Annotated in this window: 15 protein-coding genes; 12 read left to right on the top strand and 3 right to left on the bottom strand. The window is 63.1% G+C overall.

Features of this window, described 5'->3' with window-relative positions; genetic code table 11:
* Position 1 precedes the first annotated feature (1 nt).
* The gene (locus FFI94_RS13335; RefSeq protein ID WP_138868285.1) at positions 2-1294 is read left to right on the top strand and encodes an MFS transporter; all 1293 of its coding nucleotides are present in this window, start codon (positions 2-4) and stop codon (positions 1292-1294) included.
* A 66-nt stretch (positions 1295-1360) separates the two neighbouring features.
* Positions 1361-1894 carry a GNAT family N-acetyltransferase gene (locus tag FFI94_RS13330; RefSeq protein WP_138868284.1) on the top strand — a complete coding sequence of 178 codons (534 nt, stop codon included), beginning with the start codon at positions 1361-1363 and terminating at the stop codon, positions 1892-1894.
* Positions 1895-1903: 9 nt separating this feature from the next.
* Here the strand turns inward: FFI94_RS13330 and zapE are convergent, their stop codons facing one another.
* Positions 1904-2920, bottom strand: a complete 1017-nt coding sequence (gene zapE, locus FFI94_RS13325; RefSeq protein ID WP_138868283.1) for a cell division protein ZapE — start codon at positions 2918-2920, stop codon at positions 1904-1906.
* Between the two features lie 34 nt (positions 2921-2954).
* Here zapE and FFI94_RS13320 point away from each other — a divergent pair, with 34 nt between their 5' ends.
* The 4 genes from FFI94_RS13320 to msrB all read left to right on the top strand — a co-directional run bounded on the left by FFI94_RS13320 (position 2955) and on the right by msrB (position 7063).
* On the top strand, positions 2955-3713 hold the full coding sequence (locus FFI94_RS13320) for a pyrimidine reductase family protein (RefSeq protein ID WP_138868282.1): 759 nt from the start codon (positions 2955-2957) through the stop codon (positions 3711-3713).
* A 19-nt stretch (positions 3714-3732) separates the two neighbouring features.
* Positions 3733-5289, top strand: a complete 1557-nt coding sequence (locus FFI94_RS13315; protein WP_138868281.1) for an alpha/beta fold hydrolase — start codon at positions 3733-3735, stop codon at positions 5287-5289.
* A gap of 61 nt (positions 5290-5350) precedes the next feature.
* Positions 5351-6634 (top strand): glycosyltransferase family 87 protein, encoded by a 1284-nt coding sequence (locus FFI94_RS13310; protein ID WP_138868280.1) that lies wholly within the window; start codon positions 5351-5353, stop codon positions 6632-6634.
* 9 nt (positions 6635-6643) lie between these two features.
* Positions 6644-7063 (top strand): peptide-methionine (R)-S-oxide reductase MsrB, encoded by a 420-nt coding sequence (gene msrB, locus FFI94_RS13305; protein WP_138868279.1) that lies wholly within the window; start codon positions 6644-6646, stop codon positions 7061-7063.
* A 101-nt stretch (positions 7064-7164) separates the two neighbouring features.
* On the opposite strand, the gene FFI94_RS13300 is transcribed toward msrB, so the two are convergent.
* Both FFI94_RS13300 and FFI94_RS13295 read right to left on the bottom strand, forming a co-directional pair.
* Positions 7165-8001 (bottom strand): nitrilase-related carbon-nitrogen hydrolase, encoded by an 837-nt coding sequence (locus tag FFI94_RS13300; RefSeq protein WP_221937747.1) that lies wholly within the window; start codon positions 7999-8001, stop codon positions 7165-7167.
* A complete protein-coding gene (locus tag FFI94_RS13295; protein ID WP_185993188.1) occupies positions 7998-8789 on the bottom strand; it encodes an IclR family transcriptional regulator in 792 nt (263 codons plus the stop codon). The genes FFI94_RS13300 and FFI94_RS13295 overlap by 4 nt, the downstream gene beginning before the upstream one ends.
* Positions 8790-8962: 173 nt before the next feature.
* Between FFI94_RS13295 and FFI94_RS13290 the strand changes: the two genes are divergently transcribed.
* From FFI94_RS13290 to FFI94_RS13265, 6 genes are read left to right on the top strand one after another with little or no spacing between them, the layout of a single operon-like run.
* A complete protein-coding gene (locus tag FFI94_RS13290; protein WP_138868276.1) occupies positions 8963-10015 on the top strand; it encodes a PotD/PotF family extracellular solute-binding protein in 1053 nt (350 codons plus the stop codon).
* Positions 10015-10965, top strand: a complete 951-nt coding sequence (locus tag FFI94_RS13285; RefSeq protein ID WP_138868275.1) for an ABC transporter permease — start codon at positions 10015-10017, stop codon at positions 10963-10965. Before FFI94_RS13290 ends, FFI94_RS13285 begins: the two co-directional genes overlap by 1 nt.
* Entirely contained in the window at positions 10962-11774 is an 813-nt protein-coding gene (locus FFI94_RS13280) for an ABC transporter permease (RefSeq protein WP_138868274.1), read from the top strand. Before FFI94_RS13285 ends, FFI94_RS13280 begins: the two co-directional genes overlap by 4 nt.
* Positions 11771-12871, top strand: a complete 1101-nt coding sequence (locus FFI94_RS13275) for an ABC transporter ATP-binding protein (RefSeq protein ID WP_138868273.1) — start codon at positions 11771-11773, stop codon at positions 12869-12871. Before FFI94_RS13280 ends, FFI94_RS13275 begins: the two co-directional genes overlap by 4 nt.
* Positions 12868-13554: a DUF1028 domain-containing protein gene (locus tag FFI94_RS13270; RefSeq protein ID WP_138868272.1), complete on the top strand. Its 687-nt coding sequence runs from the start codon at positions 12868-12870 to the stop codon at positions 13552-13554. Before FFI94_RS13275 ends, FFI94_RS13270 begins: the two co-directional genes overlap by 4 nt.
* Positions 13547-14767 (top strand): M20/M25/M40 family metallo-hydrolase, encoded by a 1221-nt coding sequence (locus tag FFI94_RS13265; protein ID WP_185993187.1) that lies wholly within the window; start codon positions 13547-13549, stop codon positions 14765-14767. Before FFI94_RS13270 ends, FFI94_RS13265 begins: the two co-directional genes overlap by 8 nt.
* The last annotated feature ends 20 nt before the right edge of the window (positions 14768-14787 follow it).

The raw sequence follows: 14787 nt of genomic DNA, 5'->3' as shown, positions 1-14787 counted from the left end.
AATGCTGCGCGACACGCGAGTTTGTTGGACACTCGACCAGAACCGAGATCCAGTACCGTTCGGCAAAGCAGCCAAACCAAGACAAAGGCCACATTCGATGACGGATCACACCCGCACCCTGAGCAGGGCACGGATCGCCACCTCCGTGGCCTTCGGACTCCAAGGTTTCCTTCTCGCGTCGATCCTGACGCAACTGCCGTCGTATCGAGACATGTTTGCGCTCAGTGAGTCACTACTGGTGGTCGCGGTTGTGTCGATATCGGTGATCGCCGGATTGGGCAGCGTTCTCGCCGAACGGCTCGCAGTCCGCACCTCGAGCAAAACCACCCTGCGCACCGGACTGGCAGTCATCGCGATCTTCGGAGGTGCCACCGGCCTGGCTCCCAACTCAGCGCTCTTTTTTGTCTGTCTCGCGCTCTACGGGGTCGGCCTCGGCATCGTGGATGCGGCAGCGAATATGCAGGCAGTCTCGATCCAACACGCCAAGGGACGTTTCATTCTCAGCTCGTTCCACGCGGCCTGGAGCGTCGGGGCAATTGCCGGCGCGCTCTTCATCTCCGCAACCGCGGGCCTCGACATCTCGGTGCGGGTGACCCAGGTGTGTGCGGGAGTGATTGTGGCCCTTCTGCTTCTCGCGTTCGGTCCGTCGCTGCTCGATCGCAGCGCAACGACCGCCGTCGACTCCAACGTCGGTGGTGCCGTCACGCTCACCGTCCCGATGCGAGCGTTTGTCCTGCTCGGAATCGCGATGGCACTGTTCTATGCGGTCGATTTCAGCATCGGCAACTGGTCGACGCTGTACCTCGAAGACGTACTTCTGGCTGATGCGAGCACCGCTGCGCTGTCGATGGCCGCGTACCAGATCGCGGCATTGGTCGCGCGGTTGACCGGCGACTACTGGGTCGGCAAGTTCGGTGAGACCATGGTCGTCCGCGCCGGATCACTGATCGGCGTGATCGGTATGACCGTTGTCGTGACGGCGCAGTCTCCCTCGATTGCCATCGCCGGATTCCTCATCGTCGGCCTGGGTCTACCGGTGATCGCTCCGATCTGCTTCAGCGCCGCCGGACGTATGGCTCCGCCCGATCAGATCGATTCCGTCATCGCTCGCATCAACCTCTTCAACTACGTCGGCACTGTGGTCGGCGGCGGAATAGTCGGAGCTGTCGCTGCATTCAGCGACCTGCGGATCGGGTTCCTCATACCGCTGGCGTTCTGCGTGATTCTGATTGCGCTCGCACCGGCGTTCGCCCCGAAAAGCGTCGAAAGCGTGGCAGCCGAGAAAACCGGATAGCCGCCGCGAGCACGGCAAGTGGTGTACTTGAGCGACCATTGCACGTGCAGGGAAGGACGAAGTTACGTGAGTATCACCGTTGATCGGGCCGGAATCTGGGATTCCGAGGCAATCGCCGACGTGGCAGCGGTGACGTTTCCACTCGCCTGCCCGCCCGACGCTTCCGCCGACGACATCAACGCCTTCATCGACAACGTGCTCTCGGTCGACAAGTTCTCCGAATACCTGACCGACCCGACGCGCACGGTTCTCAAAGTGATCTCCGGCGACGCCATAGTCGGTTACGCGATGCTCATCGACGCCGAACCGTCCGATCCCGATGTGCGGGCGGCACTCACACTCCGCCCGACGACAGAGTTGAGCAAGCTGTACGTGCTACCCGGAAACCACGGCAGCGGCGCCGCAGCATCATTGATGACTGCAGTGGTCGCTCACGCCCGCGAAAGTGGCAGCACGGGAATCTGGCTTGGTGTGAACCAGGAAAACGCGCGAGCTCAGAAGTTCTATGCAAAGCACGGATTCGCACAGGTCGGGACCAAGACCTTTGTCGTGGGCACCCAGCTCCATCACGATTTTGTGATGGAGCGACCGGTCGGCTGATCGCGCCGACTAGCTCGCGGCAACCTCGAAGCGAGACAACGCAAGCAGACGCGACATGGCACGGAGGTACTTCTTCTTGTAACCGCCGGCCAGCATCTCGGGGGTGAAGATTTCGTCCAGACGAGCGCCGGACACCGTCACCGGAATGCTCGCGTCGTACAGACGGTCGGCGAGAACCACGAACCGAAGCGCAACGGACTGGTCTGTCGCGGGGTGCACGCCGTCGATGTAAACAGCACGAACACCCTCGACCAGCTTGTTGTATCGCGACGGGTGCAGCGTGCTGAGGTGCTTGCACAGCTCGTCGAAGTTGTCGAGCGTTGCGCCGTCGACGGACTCGGCGCGAGCGATCAACTCTTCCGAAGAAATCGGCTCGGGGGCCGGCGGCAGATCGCGGTGGCGGTAGTCGGGACCGTCGACGCGAATGGTCTCGAAGATCGAACCGAGCTTCTTGATCTCACGCATGAAGTCCTGCGCCGCAAAGCGGCCCTCACCGAGCTGGCCCGGAAGTGTGTTGGACGTCGCGACGATGGACACACCGCGCGTCGACAGCTCGGACAACAGGCGAGAAACAAGCATGGTGTCGCCCGGATCATCGAGCTCGAATTCGTCGATGCACAGAACGCTGTGCTCCGAAAATGCCTCGACGGCCTTGTTGAAGCCGAGTGCGCCGACGACGTGCGTCAATTCGACGAACGTGCCGAATGCCTTGGGCGAGGGAACGCTGTGGAAGATCGACGCCAGCAGGTGGGTCTTACCGACACCGAAACCGCCGTCGAGGTACAGACCAGCGCCGGTTGCCTGAGTCTTCTTGCCGAACAATCCACGACGACCGCCGGCCCGGATCTTGGCTACGCGCTTCGAGAATTCCTCGGTCTTTGCAACAGCAGCTGCCTGACTCGGCTCGTTGGGATCCGGGATGTAGGACGCAAAGCTCACGTCGTCGAACATTGCGGGTGGAACCATTTGAGCGACCAATTGATCGGCGGGTACCACCGGACTGCGATCGACAAGACGTTGAGGCATCCATCAAGGGTATCTACGTGGTGTGATCTCTCATATGCACCATCTGGATTTTGCGACCTACTTCACACCGGATCAGCCGCAGCGGCTCCGAGAACTCTATTCATATCCGGAAAACTTGCAGCATCCCTGGATACGGGTGAACTTCGTGTCCAGCATCGACGGTGCCGTCTCCGTCAGCGGGCTCAGCGGCGGCCTGGGCACTCCGGCGGACAAGACCGTGTTCGACACGCTGCGCGAGCTGTGCGACGTGGTTGTTGTCGGAGCCGGAACAGCTCGGGCCGAGAACTACCGCGGCGCGGTGATGACCGACGACGCTCGGGCGCGCCGGGTCGCGTCGGGGCTTGCGCCGGTGCCCCCGATCTTGGTTGTCTCGTCGCGCGCGTCGATCGACCCTGAAAGCCGATTGTTTCGGGACGCCGAAGTCCCACCGATTCTGCTGGTGGGCGCCGACGCCGACGCCTCTGCCGTCTCGAAGTTGAGCGCTGCCGGTGCCGACGTTCACCGCAGCGTCGGTGCGGCGGTGCGCAGCGTGGACATCGAGAACACGGTTGCCGAGCTGAAGTTGTGCCGGATCCTGTGTGAGGGCGGACCATCGCTGTTCGGCCAACTGATCACGGACAACGCCGTCGACGAACTGTGCGTCACAACATCTCCGCAACTGGTCGGCGGCAATGCGGGACGGATTTCCCTCTCCGCGCAGTCCCTTCCCACCCCGATGACGCCCGCACATATCCTCACGGACTCCGACGGCACGGTGCTGTCGCGGTGGGTTCGTCAACGTCCCCGGCACTGAACCTGGCACTCTGGTCGGCATGCGCAGAGCGGCTTTGATTGCACTTGTCCTGGCGACGTGTTGTGCCTGTGGCGCAGGGCCCTCCATCCGCCCGGATGTCGCCGTCGAAGGTCATAGCGGCGGTACCCCCGGGAGTTCCGACACATCAGCGACGACAACTCCCCCGGTTCCCGCTCCGGCCGTCCCGACCAGTGACCTCCCGTGGCGCGACTGCAGCGGAACATCTCTTGCCGACGCTGCGTTGTCTGCGACCAGCACGGGAGTCATCATCGAATGCGCCGAATTCAGCGCACCCATCGACACCAGCGGCCGCATCGACGGAACATTTACCGCCGCGGCGACCCGGGCCCGAACGTCGTCGACTCCCGCGAACGCGTACCCGATCGTCTTCACCTCCGGGACCGATCGCTCGTCGGGAAGCACCCTGGCCATGCTGTCCGCAACCGGACTGACCGCCGTCCTCGCAGCGCACCCCGTTGTGGCTCTCGACCGCCGCGGTATCGACCGCTCCACACCCATCGAATGCATGGAGCCCGATACTCGGCGTGGACTCGCTGATCTCGGCCAGTTCGAGCCGAGTTCCAGCGGAGACGCGGCCGACGCCGTCGCTGCACTCGGGCACGACGCAACTATCTCCTGCACGGACTACCTCGATCCACAAGAACTCGAATTCGGAGCCGACGCCGCAGCCGACGACATCAACGCGCTCCGCACGCGATGGGATGTCGACACCATCGCACTGTGGGCTGCCGGCTCCGGCTCTGACATCGGATTGAGTTACGCCGCAACATATCCCGACAATCTGGCCCGGTTGATCCTCGACTCGCCGGCACCGATCGCAACCGATGCCACCACCGAGGAAGAAAGCCGAGTCCAAGGCCAGGAAGCCGCGTTGACGGCGTTTGCCACTCGCTGCGCAGCGCTGTCCTGCTCGCTCGGCCCCGACCCCCACGCCGCCGTCGTTGCACTGATGGAACGGGCGCGAGCCGGTGAGTTCCGCCCCCTGTCCGCGGCATCGATCGCCCGCGCGATCTCGGCAAGTCTCGCCATCGCGAGCCAGAATCGCCAATTGGACACAACGTCCCTTGCCGACGCACTCAGCGCGCTCGGAACCGGGAACCCCGTACCCATGCGCGAGCGTGCCGCAGCCGCGGAGAAGGCCCTCGCCAGTGACGGTCAGTTCGTCGGACGCTGCACCGACGGCGTTCAGTGGCCGGGAGTGGGCCGCATCCGCGAACTCCAACAATCATGGGGTAAGTCCTACCCCGTGTTCGGGAACGAAGCCGCACTCGGATTGTCGGCGTGCGCGAGTTGGCCGACTACCACTCCGACGCCATTGCCCACCGCGTTGAAACCGACTGTTCTCGTGCTCAGCGGCCAAGCCGACCCCGCCGTCGGCAACAGCGGACTGGCCACCGTCACCGGAGTTGTCACCAACGCCGGCGCCCGATTTGCCAGCCTTGATTGGCAAGGTTCCGGACACCCCGCGATGCAATCCGCCTGCGTCCAACAGGCCGCGGTGTCCTACCTGGAGAATCAGAGCCTGCCCGCCAACGGCAATGTGTGCCCTGCCTAGCCGAATATGACGGTGCTCACCCGCCAATCCAGGGTGCATCCCCAGATCTGTTCGTGTCTCGGTGTACCGTTCCGAAGTGTTCCTTAGACAAATCGAGCCTCGCACCGGGCGGACAACCCAACAAGTCGTCAACTACGTTTTGTGGCCGATCGCCGTGATGACCGTGATCAATCGCGTTGTCGTCAAAGCCGTCAACGGGTCGATCACCGATGATTTCCGGCCGGTCTACAACGCCGCGCTGGCATTCTGGAACGGCCGCGAGGTCTACACCGCGGACTTCAACTCCGTAGATCCGCACTACCTGTATCCCCCATCGGGATCCTTGCTGATGGCACCGCTGGCCATCCTCGATCCCGAGCGCTCGCGCTGGCTGTTCATCGGCGCCAACGCGATTGCAATCCTGGTCGCGCTCTATCTGCTGCTGCGTCTGTTCGACCTGACAATCAGCTCCATCGCCGCGCCAATTCTCGTGCTTGCTGCATTCTCGTCGGAGACCGTCACCAACACTCTGGTGTTCACCAACATCAACGGCATCGTGCTTCTCAGCGAGATGGCGTTCCTACTCCTCCTGATGCGCCGTAAGGATCTGTGGGCGGGCGCGTCGATCGGCATCACCCTCGCCGTCAAACCCACTCTTGCGCCGCTGCTGCTGCTGCCCTTGGTTCGTGGTCAGTGGAAGGTCTTTGTCACGGCACTCGGTATCCCGTTCATCCTCACCGTTGTCGCGGTGCCGCTGTCCGCGGACCCGATGGCATTTGTCGAACGCACCGTGCCGTATCTGCTGGAATCGCGCGACTATTTCAACAGCTCGATAGTCGGCAACGGCGCCTACTTCGGGCTTCCCGAGTGGTTGGTCTTCGCCCTGCGCGCGGTCTTCGCCGTCATGGTTCTGATCTCGCTGTGGCTTCTCTACCGGTACTACCGCAACGACGATCTGTTCTTCCTCACCACTACAACCGGTGTCATCATGACCGCGTCGTTCCTGCTCCCGTCGCTCGGCCAGATGTACTACTCGATGATGCTGTTCCCGCTCTTGATGTCGGTGATTCTCAAGAACTCCGTCATGCGGAACTGGCCGGCCTGGCTTGCCGTGTACGGCTGCATGACATTCGACGACTGGTGGTCACTCCGCTGGCCCGCGTTCGGCCGAGCAGCGGAGTACATGAAGAGCACTCTCGGGTGGAGTCTGCTGCTGATCGTGATCTTCTGCGTCCTCGGATACCGGTATCTGGTTGCCCGACGCGAAGGCCGTCTCGACCGCGGAATCGATCCCGTCTATCTGCTCGATCCGCCTGTGGATGCCGCTCCACCTGCAAACAAAGCCGAACCTGCAGTAAAGGATTAGCGTGTACGCATGAGTTCTACAGAGAACACCCCCGAAGTCACCTTCACCGACGAGCAGTGGCGCGAAAAACTGACTCCGGCCGAGTACGCGGTCCTGCGTCAAGCCGGCACCGAACGGCCCGGCGTGGGCGAATACACCGACACCACCACCGAAGGTGTGTACTCCTGCCGCGCGTGCGGCGCCGAACTTTTCCGCAGCACGGAGAAGTTCGAATCGCATTGCGGGTGGCCGTCGTTCTTCGATCCCGCAAACTCCGACGCCGTCATTCTGAAGGAAGACGTGAGCCTCGGAATGCGCCGCGTCGAGGTTATCTGCAAGAAGTGCCACAGCCACCTCGGCCACGTCTTCGAAGGCGAGGGCTACCCCACGCCGACGGATCAGCGGTACTGCATCAACTCAATCTCACTGGTACTGAATCCCGCGAAGTAGTCCTCGGGGTCCCTGAGACAGGTACAAGTGCACACAAGTCTCCCCTGCGTGGCTGGATCAGCCATCCGAGGGAGACTTGTGTGCGTTCCGGCCCCAACACCTCACACTGCGTCGAGGGCCTTGAACACCCCGGTGTACAACTCGGGGCGGCGATCTCCGAAGACGTGATTCACGCTGGAGATTTGCCGCTCGCGCGCCCTCGACAGAGACAGTGAAGCGAGCGCAAGCCCTGCGGCGTCAGGCCTTTCGACCACCCACCCAGCCGTGTCGATGACAGCAGAGCCGCCGGTGAATTCCTGATCTCGCTCGCGGCCCGAGCGGTCAGCGCACGCGATATAGATGTGGTTTGTCCGCGCGGCGGCGCGGGCCAGCATGACCTGAGGCGGTTCGTCACCGTATGGGCGGGCGTCGAGCGCCCAATTGGTCGGCACCGCGATCAAGTCGGCGCCTCGTATGCCAAGGCTCCTCGCCATCTCCGGGAACTCCAGGTCGTAGCAAATCAGCACGCCCACTCGACCGAAACCGGTATCGACGATCGGAGGCGCCTTGACGCCGGCGGTGAAGAAGCGCTTCTCCCGGTTCCACAGATGCGTCTTCCGGTAGACGGCCTGGACTCCCGACGCACTGACCATGGCTGCACTGATATGTACGTCGTCACCCGATCGCTCTGCGAACCCGCCCACGACCAACCCCGGTGAGCCCTCGAGCGCCTGCGCCCATCTCGTAAAGACCGGGTGCTCGGCGGTAACGGCGCAGGAGTAAACCTCGTCCATGGTCTCGAACATGTAGCCACTCAAGGACAGTTCGGGGAGGACGACGATGTCGGCTCCTCGCTCACGGGCTGTCTTGACGGCGCTCACAGTGAGTTCCACGTTGGCGTCGAGATCGAGCATGCGAGGCGCCACCTGCATGACTGCTACCTGCGCCGGCGCCGTCATGCGCCCCATCCGAGAGGAAAGCGCTCGACGTTGCGCGCAGCAAGGAGGTCCTCGAGTTGCTGCGCTGACTGCTTCAGATCGGTTACGGCTCGCTCGAGTTTGGGTTCCAAGCGGAAAGTCGGGCCGGAGACGCCGAGCGAGCCGATGAGCACACCCCGGTAATCACGTACTGGTACGCCGACAGCAGCCAGACCGACCTCGAACTCGTCGACCACGATCGCATGGCCATCGTCGCGGACCTTGGAGACTGTCTCGACGAGATCGTCGACCGTCCTGACACCACCGTCGCGCGCCGTGCGCAATGTCCGTCCCTCGTACATCCCGCGGATTTCGGCGGAAGTTCTGTCGGTGAGCAGTACGCGGCCCACCGACGTCGAGTACAGCGACCACTGTGCGGGCATCGCCTGAATCGAGTGTTTGGCGGTCCGTTCAGCAACAGTGAGAGCCTCGAAGCCCGAGAGCACGGAAAGGTACACGGACTCATCCAGCCGAATGACCAAGTCGTCGAGAACCTCACCCGCACATTCCAATAGACGCTGGTCTCCGCTCACCTGCGCCATGTTGAATATCCGCCAGCCCAACCGGAAAGCGCGCGTCTTGGGATCCCGGTCGACCATTCCGTACTCGGTGAGCACCTTGAGACTGCGCGAGATCTGACTCTTGTCCATGTCGAGGATCTGGGCGAGTTCGGTGACACCGAGCCCCCCTTTCTCGCGGGCGCGGCTCGTTTGAAGGACAAGCAGGACCTCCAAGCCTCGCCGAATACTGGTGTCGCGTGTGGGTGGCATGCTGCAAGCTTCCTTCATTAGTTGCATATAGCGCAACAGTAGATGCCTTTTTTGCAACATTGGAAACAGAGTTGTAACGACGACGACACCAGCCAGGCATATCGTCAGGACAGTATTCATGGTGTCCATACGGCAACTGGAGTTGCCATATAGCCAATTCGAGAAGAGGACTCATGCGTCGGAAGACCTGGCGAATACTTTCTGCGGCCACCGTATGTGTGACGCTCGGAGTCGCGCTCACGGCATGCGGCGAAGGGACGGCGGACACCGACACTGTGTCCTTGAAGTTCCTCAACTACGGCGATTGGGTCGGCGAGACCGAGATCGCGGATTTCGAGAATGCTCACCCAGGGATCACGATCGAGCAGTTCGCGTTGCCCGACGGCGGCTCGTCGGCGCTGGCAGCCCAACTGGCCAAGGACAAAGGTGTTTACGATCTCGTCGCGGTCGGCAACGCCACGGCTGCCCGGTTGGAGGCCGGCAATCTACTGGCCGACTTCGACCCTGCCCAGGTTCCGAACCTCGCGAACGTGCCGCAGGAGTACCGCGACCAGTTCCCGTGGGGAATCCCTACGGACCTCGGCAAGGTCGGAATCATCTTCGACAAGACGAAGGTGCCTAATCCCCCGACGTCGTGGAAGGAACTCTTCGACAACGCCGAGCAGTGGACGGGCAAGATCGTGCTGCCGGACTACGACCTCGACGTAGTGTCCATCGCCCTACTGGCGCTCGGCTACGACATCAACACCACTGACAGCGGCCAGCTCGCCGAAGCAGAAGAGAAGATCAAGGACATCAAGCCGCACCTTCTCTCATTCCAGCAAAAAGGTCAGGCGAAGGCGATCATCGACGGCTCGGCACTCATCGCCGTCGCCTACGACTACGCATACGCGGGGGCCGAGAACGACTCGCTTGGCTGGGTCTCGCCGACGGAGGGCACTCCGGGCTACATCGAGGGCGTCGCTCTCCTACCCGGGAGCAAGCACACCGAGGAAGCTCTCGAGTTCCTCGACTTCCGCCTGGAGCCGCAGACGTACGGCGGGTTCATCAACAACACCGGCGCCTCATACCTTATGCCATCGGCCGAGCAGTACATCGAGCCTGGAATCCTGGAAAACCCTGCGCTCCAACCGAACCCGAACTCGCCATTCGTAGCGGAGAAGTTCCTGTCCGCCGAGGACACCGAATTACGGGCCAAGATGTGGAACCGGATCAAGGCAAACTGATGACCCAGGATCAACTCGTCGCTCCGCCCGGCGAATCGACGGACCGGGTGGAGGGCACCCCGCCCTCGCCGCGGCTTCCCCGCCAGAGCAACGCGCTGCGGCGGGGTCGAGGCTGGTCCGGAATCCTGCTCGCGACACCGATGACGGTCTACGTCGTGGCCTTCTTCGTTGTCCCGCTGGCATTCCTTGTGGTCTACAGCGTCTCCAAGTTCGACCTGCTCACGTTCGAGGTGCAGTCAGGTTTCACACTCCAGAATTACAGCGAACTGTTCAGTAGTACCTACGTCGGCGCAGTGGTGCGTTCACTGGGCATGACGGCTCTCATGACTGCGGTATGTGTCCTACTCGGATTCCCTGTCGCGCTGACGATCTCGCGTGCGACGGGCAAGCTCAAGGCACTTCTCCTGGTCGCCGTGATCGTGCCGTACTGGATCAGCTTCGTGGTGCGCACCTACGCGTGGCTCGAACTACTCTCACCGAGCGGCGCAGTCTCGAAACTTGCCGCGCTTCTGGGGATCGTCCCGGAGGGCACTCAGCTCGGATACTCGCCGCTCGCAATCGGTATCGGCATGGTCGCCGGCTACCTACCGCTGATGATCCTTCCGATGTTCATGGCACTCGATCGCATCGATCCGGGCTTGGAAGAGGCGGCCGCCGACATGGGTTTGAGCAGGCGACGGACCTTCTGGAAGATCACGGTGAAACTGGCCATGCCCGGCAGCATCGCGGGTGTCCTCCTGGTCGGCATTCCGGCAACCGGGGAGTACACCATCCCCGCAATCCTCGGCGGCTCGAAGACTCTCATGATCGGCAATGTCGAAGCGGAACAATTCCTGTCCACCGGCAACTATCCGTTCGGCGCGGCCATCGCAACCACATTGATGGTCGTCATGCTCGCCGTGCTCTTCGCCTCGCGTAAGCGACTCGACCGTCTGGGAGACATCACATGAAGCGTCGGATCAGCCCGGCAGCGATCGTCACCGGCCTCGTCCTCGCGTTCCTCTACCTGCCCATCGGCATGGTGATCGTCAATGCGTTCAATGCAAACGAAAATCTGATCGGTTGGGGTGGTGCGACTCTGCGGTGGATCACCGGGGTGTTCGCCGACGAACGGGTCCGCCAGGATTTCCTGACGAGTTGCCTGATCGCAATGCTCTCCACGGTGATCGCAGTGATTCTGTCGCTGGCCGCCGTTATGGCTGTCTCGCGCCTACCCAAGCGGACCGGCGCGGTATTGCAGACCCTCACCTATGCCCGATTGATGATCCCGGAAGTTGTCATTGCCGCAGGCATCCTCGTCGTCATCCAGCGCTTGGGGCTCACCACCGGCACCTGGTCGGTCGTAGCCGGACACATCGTGTTCTGCTCGGCCTACGCGACACTGGTACTGCAATCGCGTTTCGCGACCTTGACCGGGACGTATGACGAAGCTGCCGCCGACCTGGGCGCACCGCCGTACCGGGTGTTCCTGCGGGTGTTGTGGCCCATGATGATGCCCGCCGTCGTCATTGCGTCGCTGCTCTCCTTCACCTTCTCGTTCGACGACGTCGTCAGCACAGTCTTCCTGGCCGGGCCGGAGACCGAGACGCTACCGGTACTGATCCTGAGCCTCTCCCGCCACGGAACGTCGCCGGAAGTAAACGCAATCGCTGTCGCCTTCATGTTCGTCTCGCTCGTATTGATGTCTCTGGTCGCGTTGGCCTCGTTCTGGCCCACGAAGCAGGCACGTCGCGTCACCTCGGAAGAAGAAATCTCATGACAACCACCGCCGACCGGGACCACAACCCCGCCTCGCTCAGGCTCGAGGACCTCGCCTGCGCCTTCGGCGACCATCAAGTCGTCAAAGGCATCAACCTCGATATCAAGGGCGGCGAGTTCTTCTCATTGCTCGGGCCGAGCGGCTGCGGCAAGACCACGACATTGCGCATGATCGCCGGTCTCGAGCAATCCACCGCCGGCCGCATCTTCGTCGACGACACGGAGATCCAGGGCGTGGCACCACACAAGCGACCGGTGCACACCGTCTTCCAGAATTACGCGCTCTTTCCACACTTGAATGTTTTCGAGAACGTCGCGTTCGGACTTCGCGAACGCAAGGAAAACAAGCACGCCATCAAGGAGAAGGTCACCCGGTTCCTCGATCTGGTCGAACTGGGAGGCAAGGAGGATCACCGCCCACGCCAGCTCAGTGGCGGTATGCAACAGCGTGTCGCGCTGGCGCGCTCGCTCGTCCTGGGGCCGCGGGTGCTACTGCTCGACGAACCTCTTGGCGCTTTGGATCTACGCATGCGACGACAGATGCAGGTTCTGCTCAAGTCGGTGCAGCACGAGTTGGGCATCACTTTCGTCTACGTCACCCACGATCAGGAGGAAGCGTTCGCGATGTCCGATCGGGTCGGGCTCATGCATAATGGCGACCTCGTGCAGGTCGCGACACCCACCGATGTGTACCACCAACCCACCACACGCTTCGCTGCCGGATTCGTTGGCGCGTCGAACAGCCTGGACGCAGCCGTCACCGGTGCAGGATCAGGCTCGTACGACGTGGTCATTCCCGGTGTGGGTCAAGGCCGCGTCGCCGGAGTGGGCGAGGTCCCGGCCGACAAGAAAGTGACCCTGATCCTTCGCCCCGAAATGGTCGCGCTCCAGTCCGAGGACGACGCCGATTTCCGTGCCGAGGGCATCGCGGCAGATATCGCTTTTCTCGGTGCACGCACCTCGGTGCGCGTCGAACTCGCCAACGGCCAGGTCATCACAGCCGACCTAGCCAGCCGCACCCTGCCCGCCAGTGTCACCGTTGGCGCGCCCTGCCGAGTCTCATGGGGCCGCACCGACATGTGGGCGGTGACCCGATGACCTATTCCATCGTCGCCCGGTGCGAGCGAACCGGGCAGCTCGGTGTCGCGACCAGTACCTCCGACGTCGCGGTCGGCGCACGCGTGCCGTGGCTGCGAAGTGGAGTCGGCGCCGTCGTCACCCAACATCGCACCGATCCCCGCCTCGGACCACGGATGCTCGATCTGATGACGCTCGGAGCGAGCGCCATCGAAGCCGTCGAGGGAGTTCGCCACTCCAGTGTCCACGCAGACTGGCGCCAGCTCGCAGCCATCGGCATCACCGGGCCCGGCGTCGGCTGGACCGGCGCTCACGTCGACCCGAACGGGGTTTCCGTTGTCACTGCTGCCGATCATGTCGTCGTCGGCAACATCCTGGTCGGTGACGCCGTCGGCGTGGCTGCGAGTGCAGCCTTCGATGCCGACGCCGAAATGGAGCTGGGCGAGCGACTGGTCCGTGCGCTCGAGGCCGGACTGGTTGCCGGCGGCGAGCCGGACCCGCTGCGGTCGGCCTGCCTGCGTGTGCACGGGCACGAATCGTTCCCACTCGTCGACCTGCGGGTGGACGAGCACCCCGAACCCCTGCGCGAGCTTCGCCGATTGTGGCAGCTGTACGGACCAGCCGCGGGAGAGTACGTCAGCCGGGCCCTCAATCCTGAAGCTGCGCGTGGCATAGCCCCCGGCGCGGAGGATGCCGATGTCTGAGTTGATGCCGTCCGAGCCATCGCCGGTGCCCGCGTCTGTCGCCGAGCTCACCCTGTTACTCGAACCGCGACTGCCCGACATTCTCGATCTTGCCGAGCGACTCACGGCTGTCGAGAGCGGATCCTTCCTGCCGGCCGGAGTCGACGAGGTGAGCAGAATTGTCGCGGAACAGCTTGTGGCACTGGGCTTCACCACGAGTTGGCACACAATCGCACCGGATCGGGGTAAGGCATTCGAAGCAACCTTCGAGACCGGTCGACCAGGGCTCAGGCTCCTCGTACTCGGCCACGCCGACACGGTGTGGCCCGCCGACACGACAAACGACTGGCCAATCGTTACCGACGCGCCGATCATGTCCGGGCCCGGACTCGGCGACATGAAATGTGCCCTCGCGATGGCGGTCCACGCTATCGAGGCAGCCCTCAACACGTCGGTGCCTGGCATCGCCACGATCACGTACGCACTGGTACCCGACGAGGAACTCGGCAGCGTCGACAGCCGAAGTTGGCTAGCGGACCTCGGGCGGCGCACGGACGTGTGTCTCGCGCTCGAGGCCGGTCTGATCGACGGTGGAGTGATCGTCTCCCGCGGCGCGGTCGGGGCCATGATCATCACCGGCCACGGTCGCACGGCACACTCCACCGACGTCACCGGAGAGAGTGCCCTCCGTGCGTTGGCGCCGCTCGTCGAGGAACTCGAATCGCTCACGGACCGGGATCGTCGGACGATCTGCAGTGTCGGAATCCTGCGCAGCGGCACCGCGCGCCAGGTCGTGCCAGATCATGCAGAACTTCACCTCGACCTGCGAGCCCCCGATGACGCAGCGGGCCGGTCGTTGGTCACCGAAGTTCGCCGCCTGGCCGAGGCACGCGCGGGTGACGGCATCACCGTCGAAATCTCCGGGGGCATCACCAGACCCGCACTCCCCCGAACCTCCACCGGCCCCGTCTACACACTCGCCGAAGACTTGGCGTCCGCCGCCGGACTGGCGCTGCGTCGGATCGACGAGATGGGTGGATCGGACGCCAGCATCGTCGCCCAGTTCGCACCCCTCGCGCTCGACGGACTTGGACCGACAGCCTTCGACCAGTGCAGTCGCGCCGAGACGGTAGTGCGCGACTCGGTTGTTCCGCGCACTGCCATGCTCGCCGCGCTCATCGGCCACGCTGCGCGCCTCGCCGAACACCTGCCGAACCAGGAGGACCACGTATGAAAAACGAGTCGCCGACGCAT

This window comes from Rhodococcus sp. KBS0724, assembly GCF_005938745.2.
GTDB lineage: Bacteria > Actinomycetota > Actinomycetes > Mycobacteriales > Mycobacteriaceae > Rhodococcus_F.
This window is presented reverse-complemented; position numbering and strand designations above follow the sequence as displayed.

Excerpts from the sequence above, each read along its gene's own strand:
- FFI94_RS13270 (WP_138868272.1), top strand. The coding sequence starts at position 12,868 with ATGACCTATTCCATCGTCGCCCGGTGCGAGCGAACCGGGCAGCTCGGT.
- FFI94_RS13335 (WP_138868285.1), top strand. The coding sequence starts at position 2 with ATGCTGCGCGACACGCGAGTTTGTTGGACACTCGACCAGAACCGAGAT.
- FFI94_RS13275 (WP_138868273.1), top strand. The coding sequence starts at position 11,771 with ATGACAACCACCGCCGACCGGGACCACAACCCCGCCTCGCTCAGGCTC.
- FFI94_RS13295 (WP_185993188.1), bottom strand. The coding sequence starts at position 8,789 with ATGCCACCCACACGCGACACCAGTATTCGGCGAGGCTTGGAGGTCCTG.
- FFI94_RS13280 (WP_138868274.1), top strand. The coding sequence starts at position 10,962 with ATGAAGCGTCGGATCAGCCCGGCAGCGATCGTCACCGGCCTCGTCCTC.
- msrB (WP_138868279.1), top strand. The coding sequence starts at position 6,644 with ATGAGTTCTACAGAGAACACCCCCGAAGTCACCTTCACCGACGAGCAG.
- FFI94_RS13290 (WP_138868276.1), top strand. The coding sequence starts at position 8,963 with ATGCGTCGGAAGACCTGGCGAATACTTTCTGCGGCCACCGTATGTGTG.
- FFI94_RS13300 (WP_221937747.1), bottom strand. The coding sequence starts at position 8,001 with ATGACGGCGCCGGCGCAGGTAGCAGTCATGCAGGTGGCGCCTCGCATG.
- FFI94_RS13320 (WP_138868282.1), top strand. The coding sequence starts at position 2,955 with ATGCACCATCTGGATTTTGCGACCTACTTCACACCGGATCAGCCGCAG.
- FFI94_RS13265 (WP_185993187.1), top strand. The coding sequence starts at position 13,547 with ATGTCTGAGTTGATGCCGTCCGAGCCATCGCCGGTGCCCGCGTCTGTC.
- FFI94_RS13285 (WP_138868275.1), top strand. The coding sequence starts at position 10,015 with ATGACCCAGGATCAACTCGTCGCTCCGCCCGGCGAATCGACGGACCGG.
- zapE (WP_138868283.1), bottom strand. The coding sequence starts at position 2,920 with ATGCCTCAACGTCTTGTCGATCGCAGTCCGGTGGTACCCGCCGATCAA.
- FFI94_RS13315 (WP_138868281.1), top strand. The coding sequence starts at position 3,733 with ATGCGCAGAGCGGCTTTGATTGCACTTGTCCTGGCGACGTGTTGTGCC.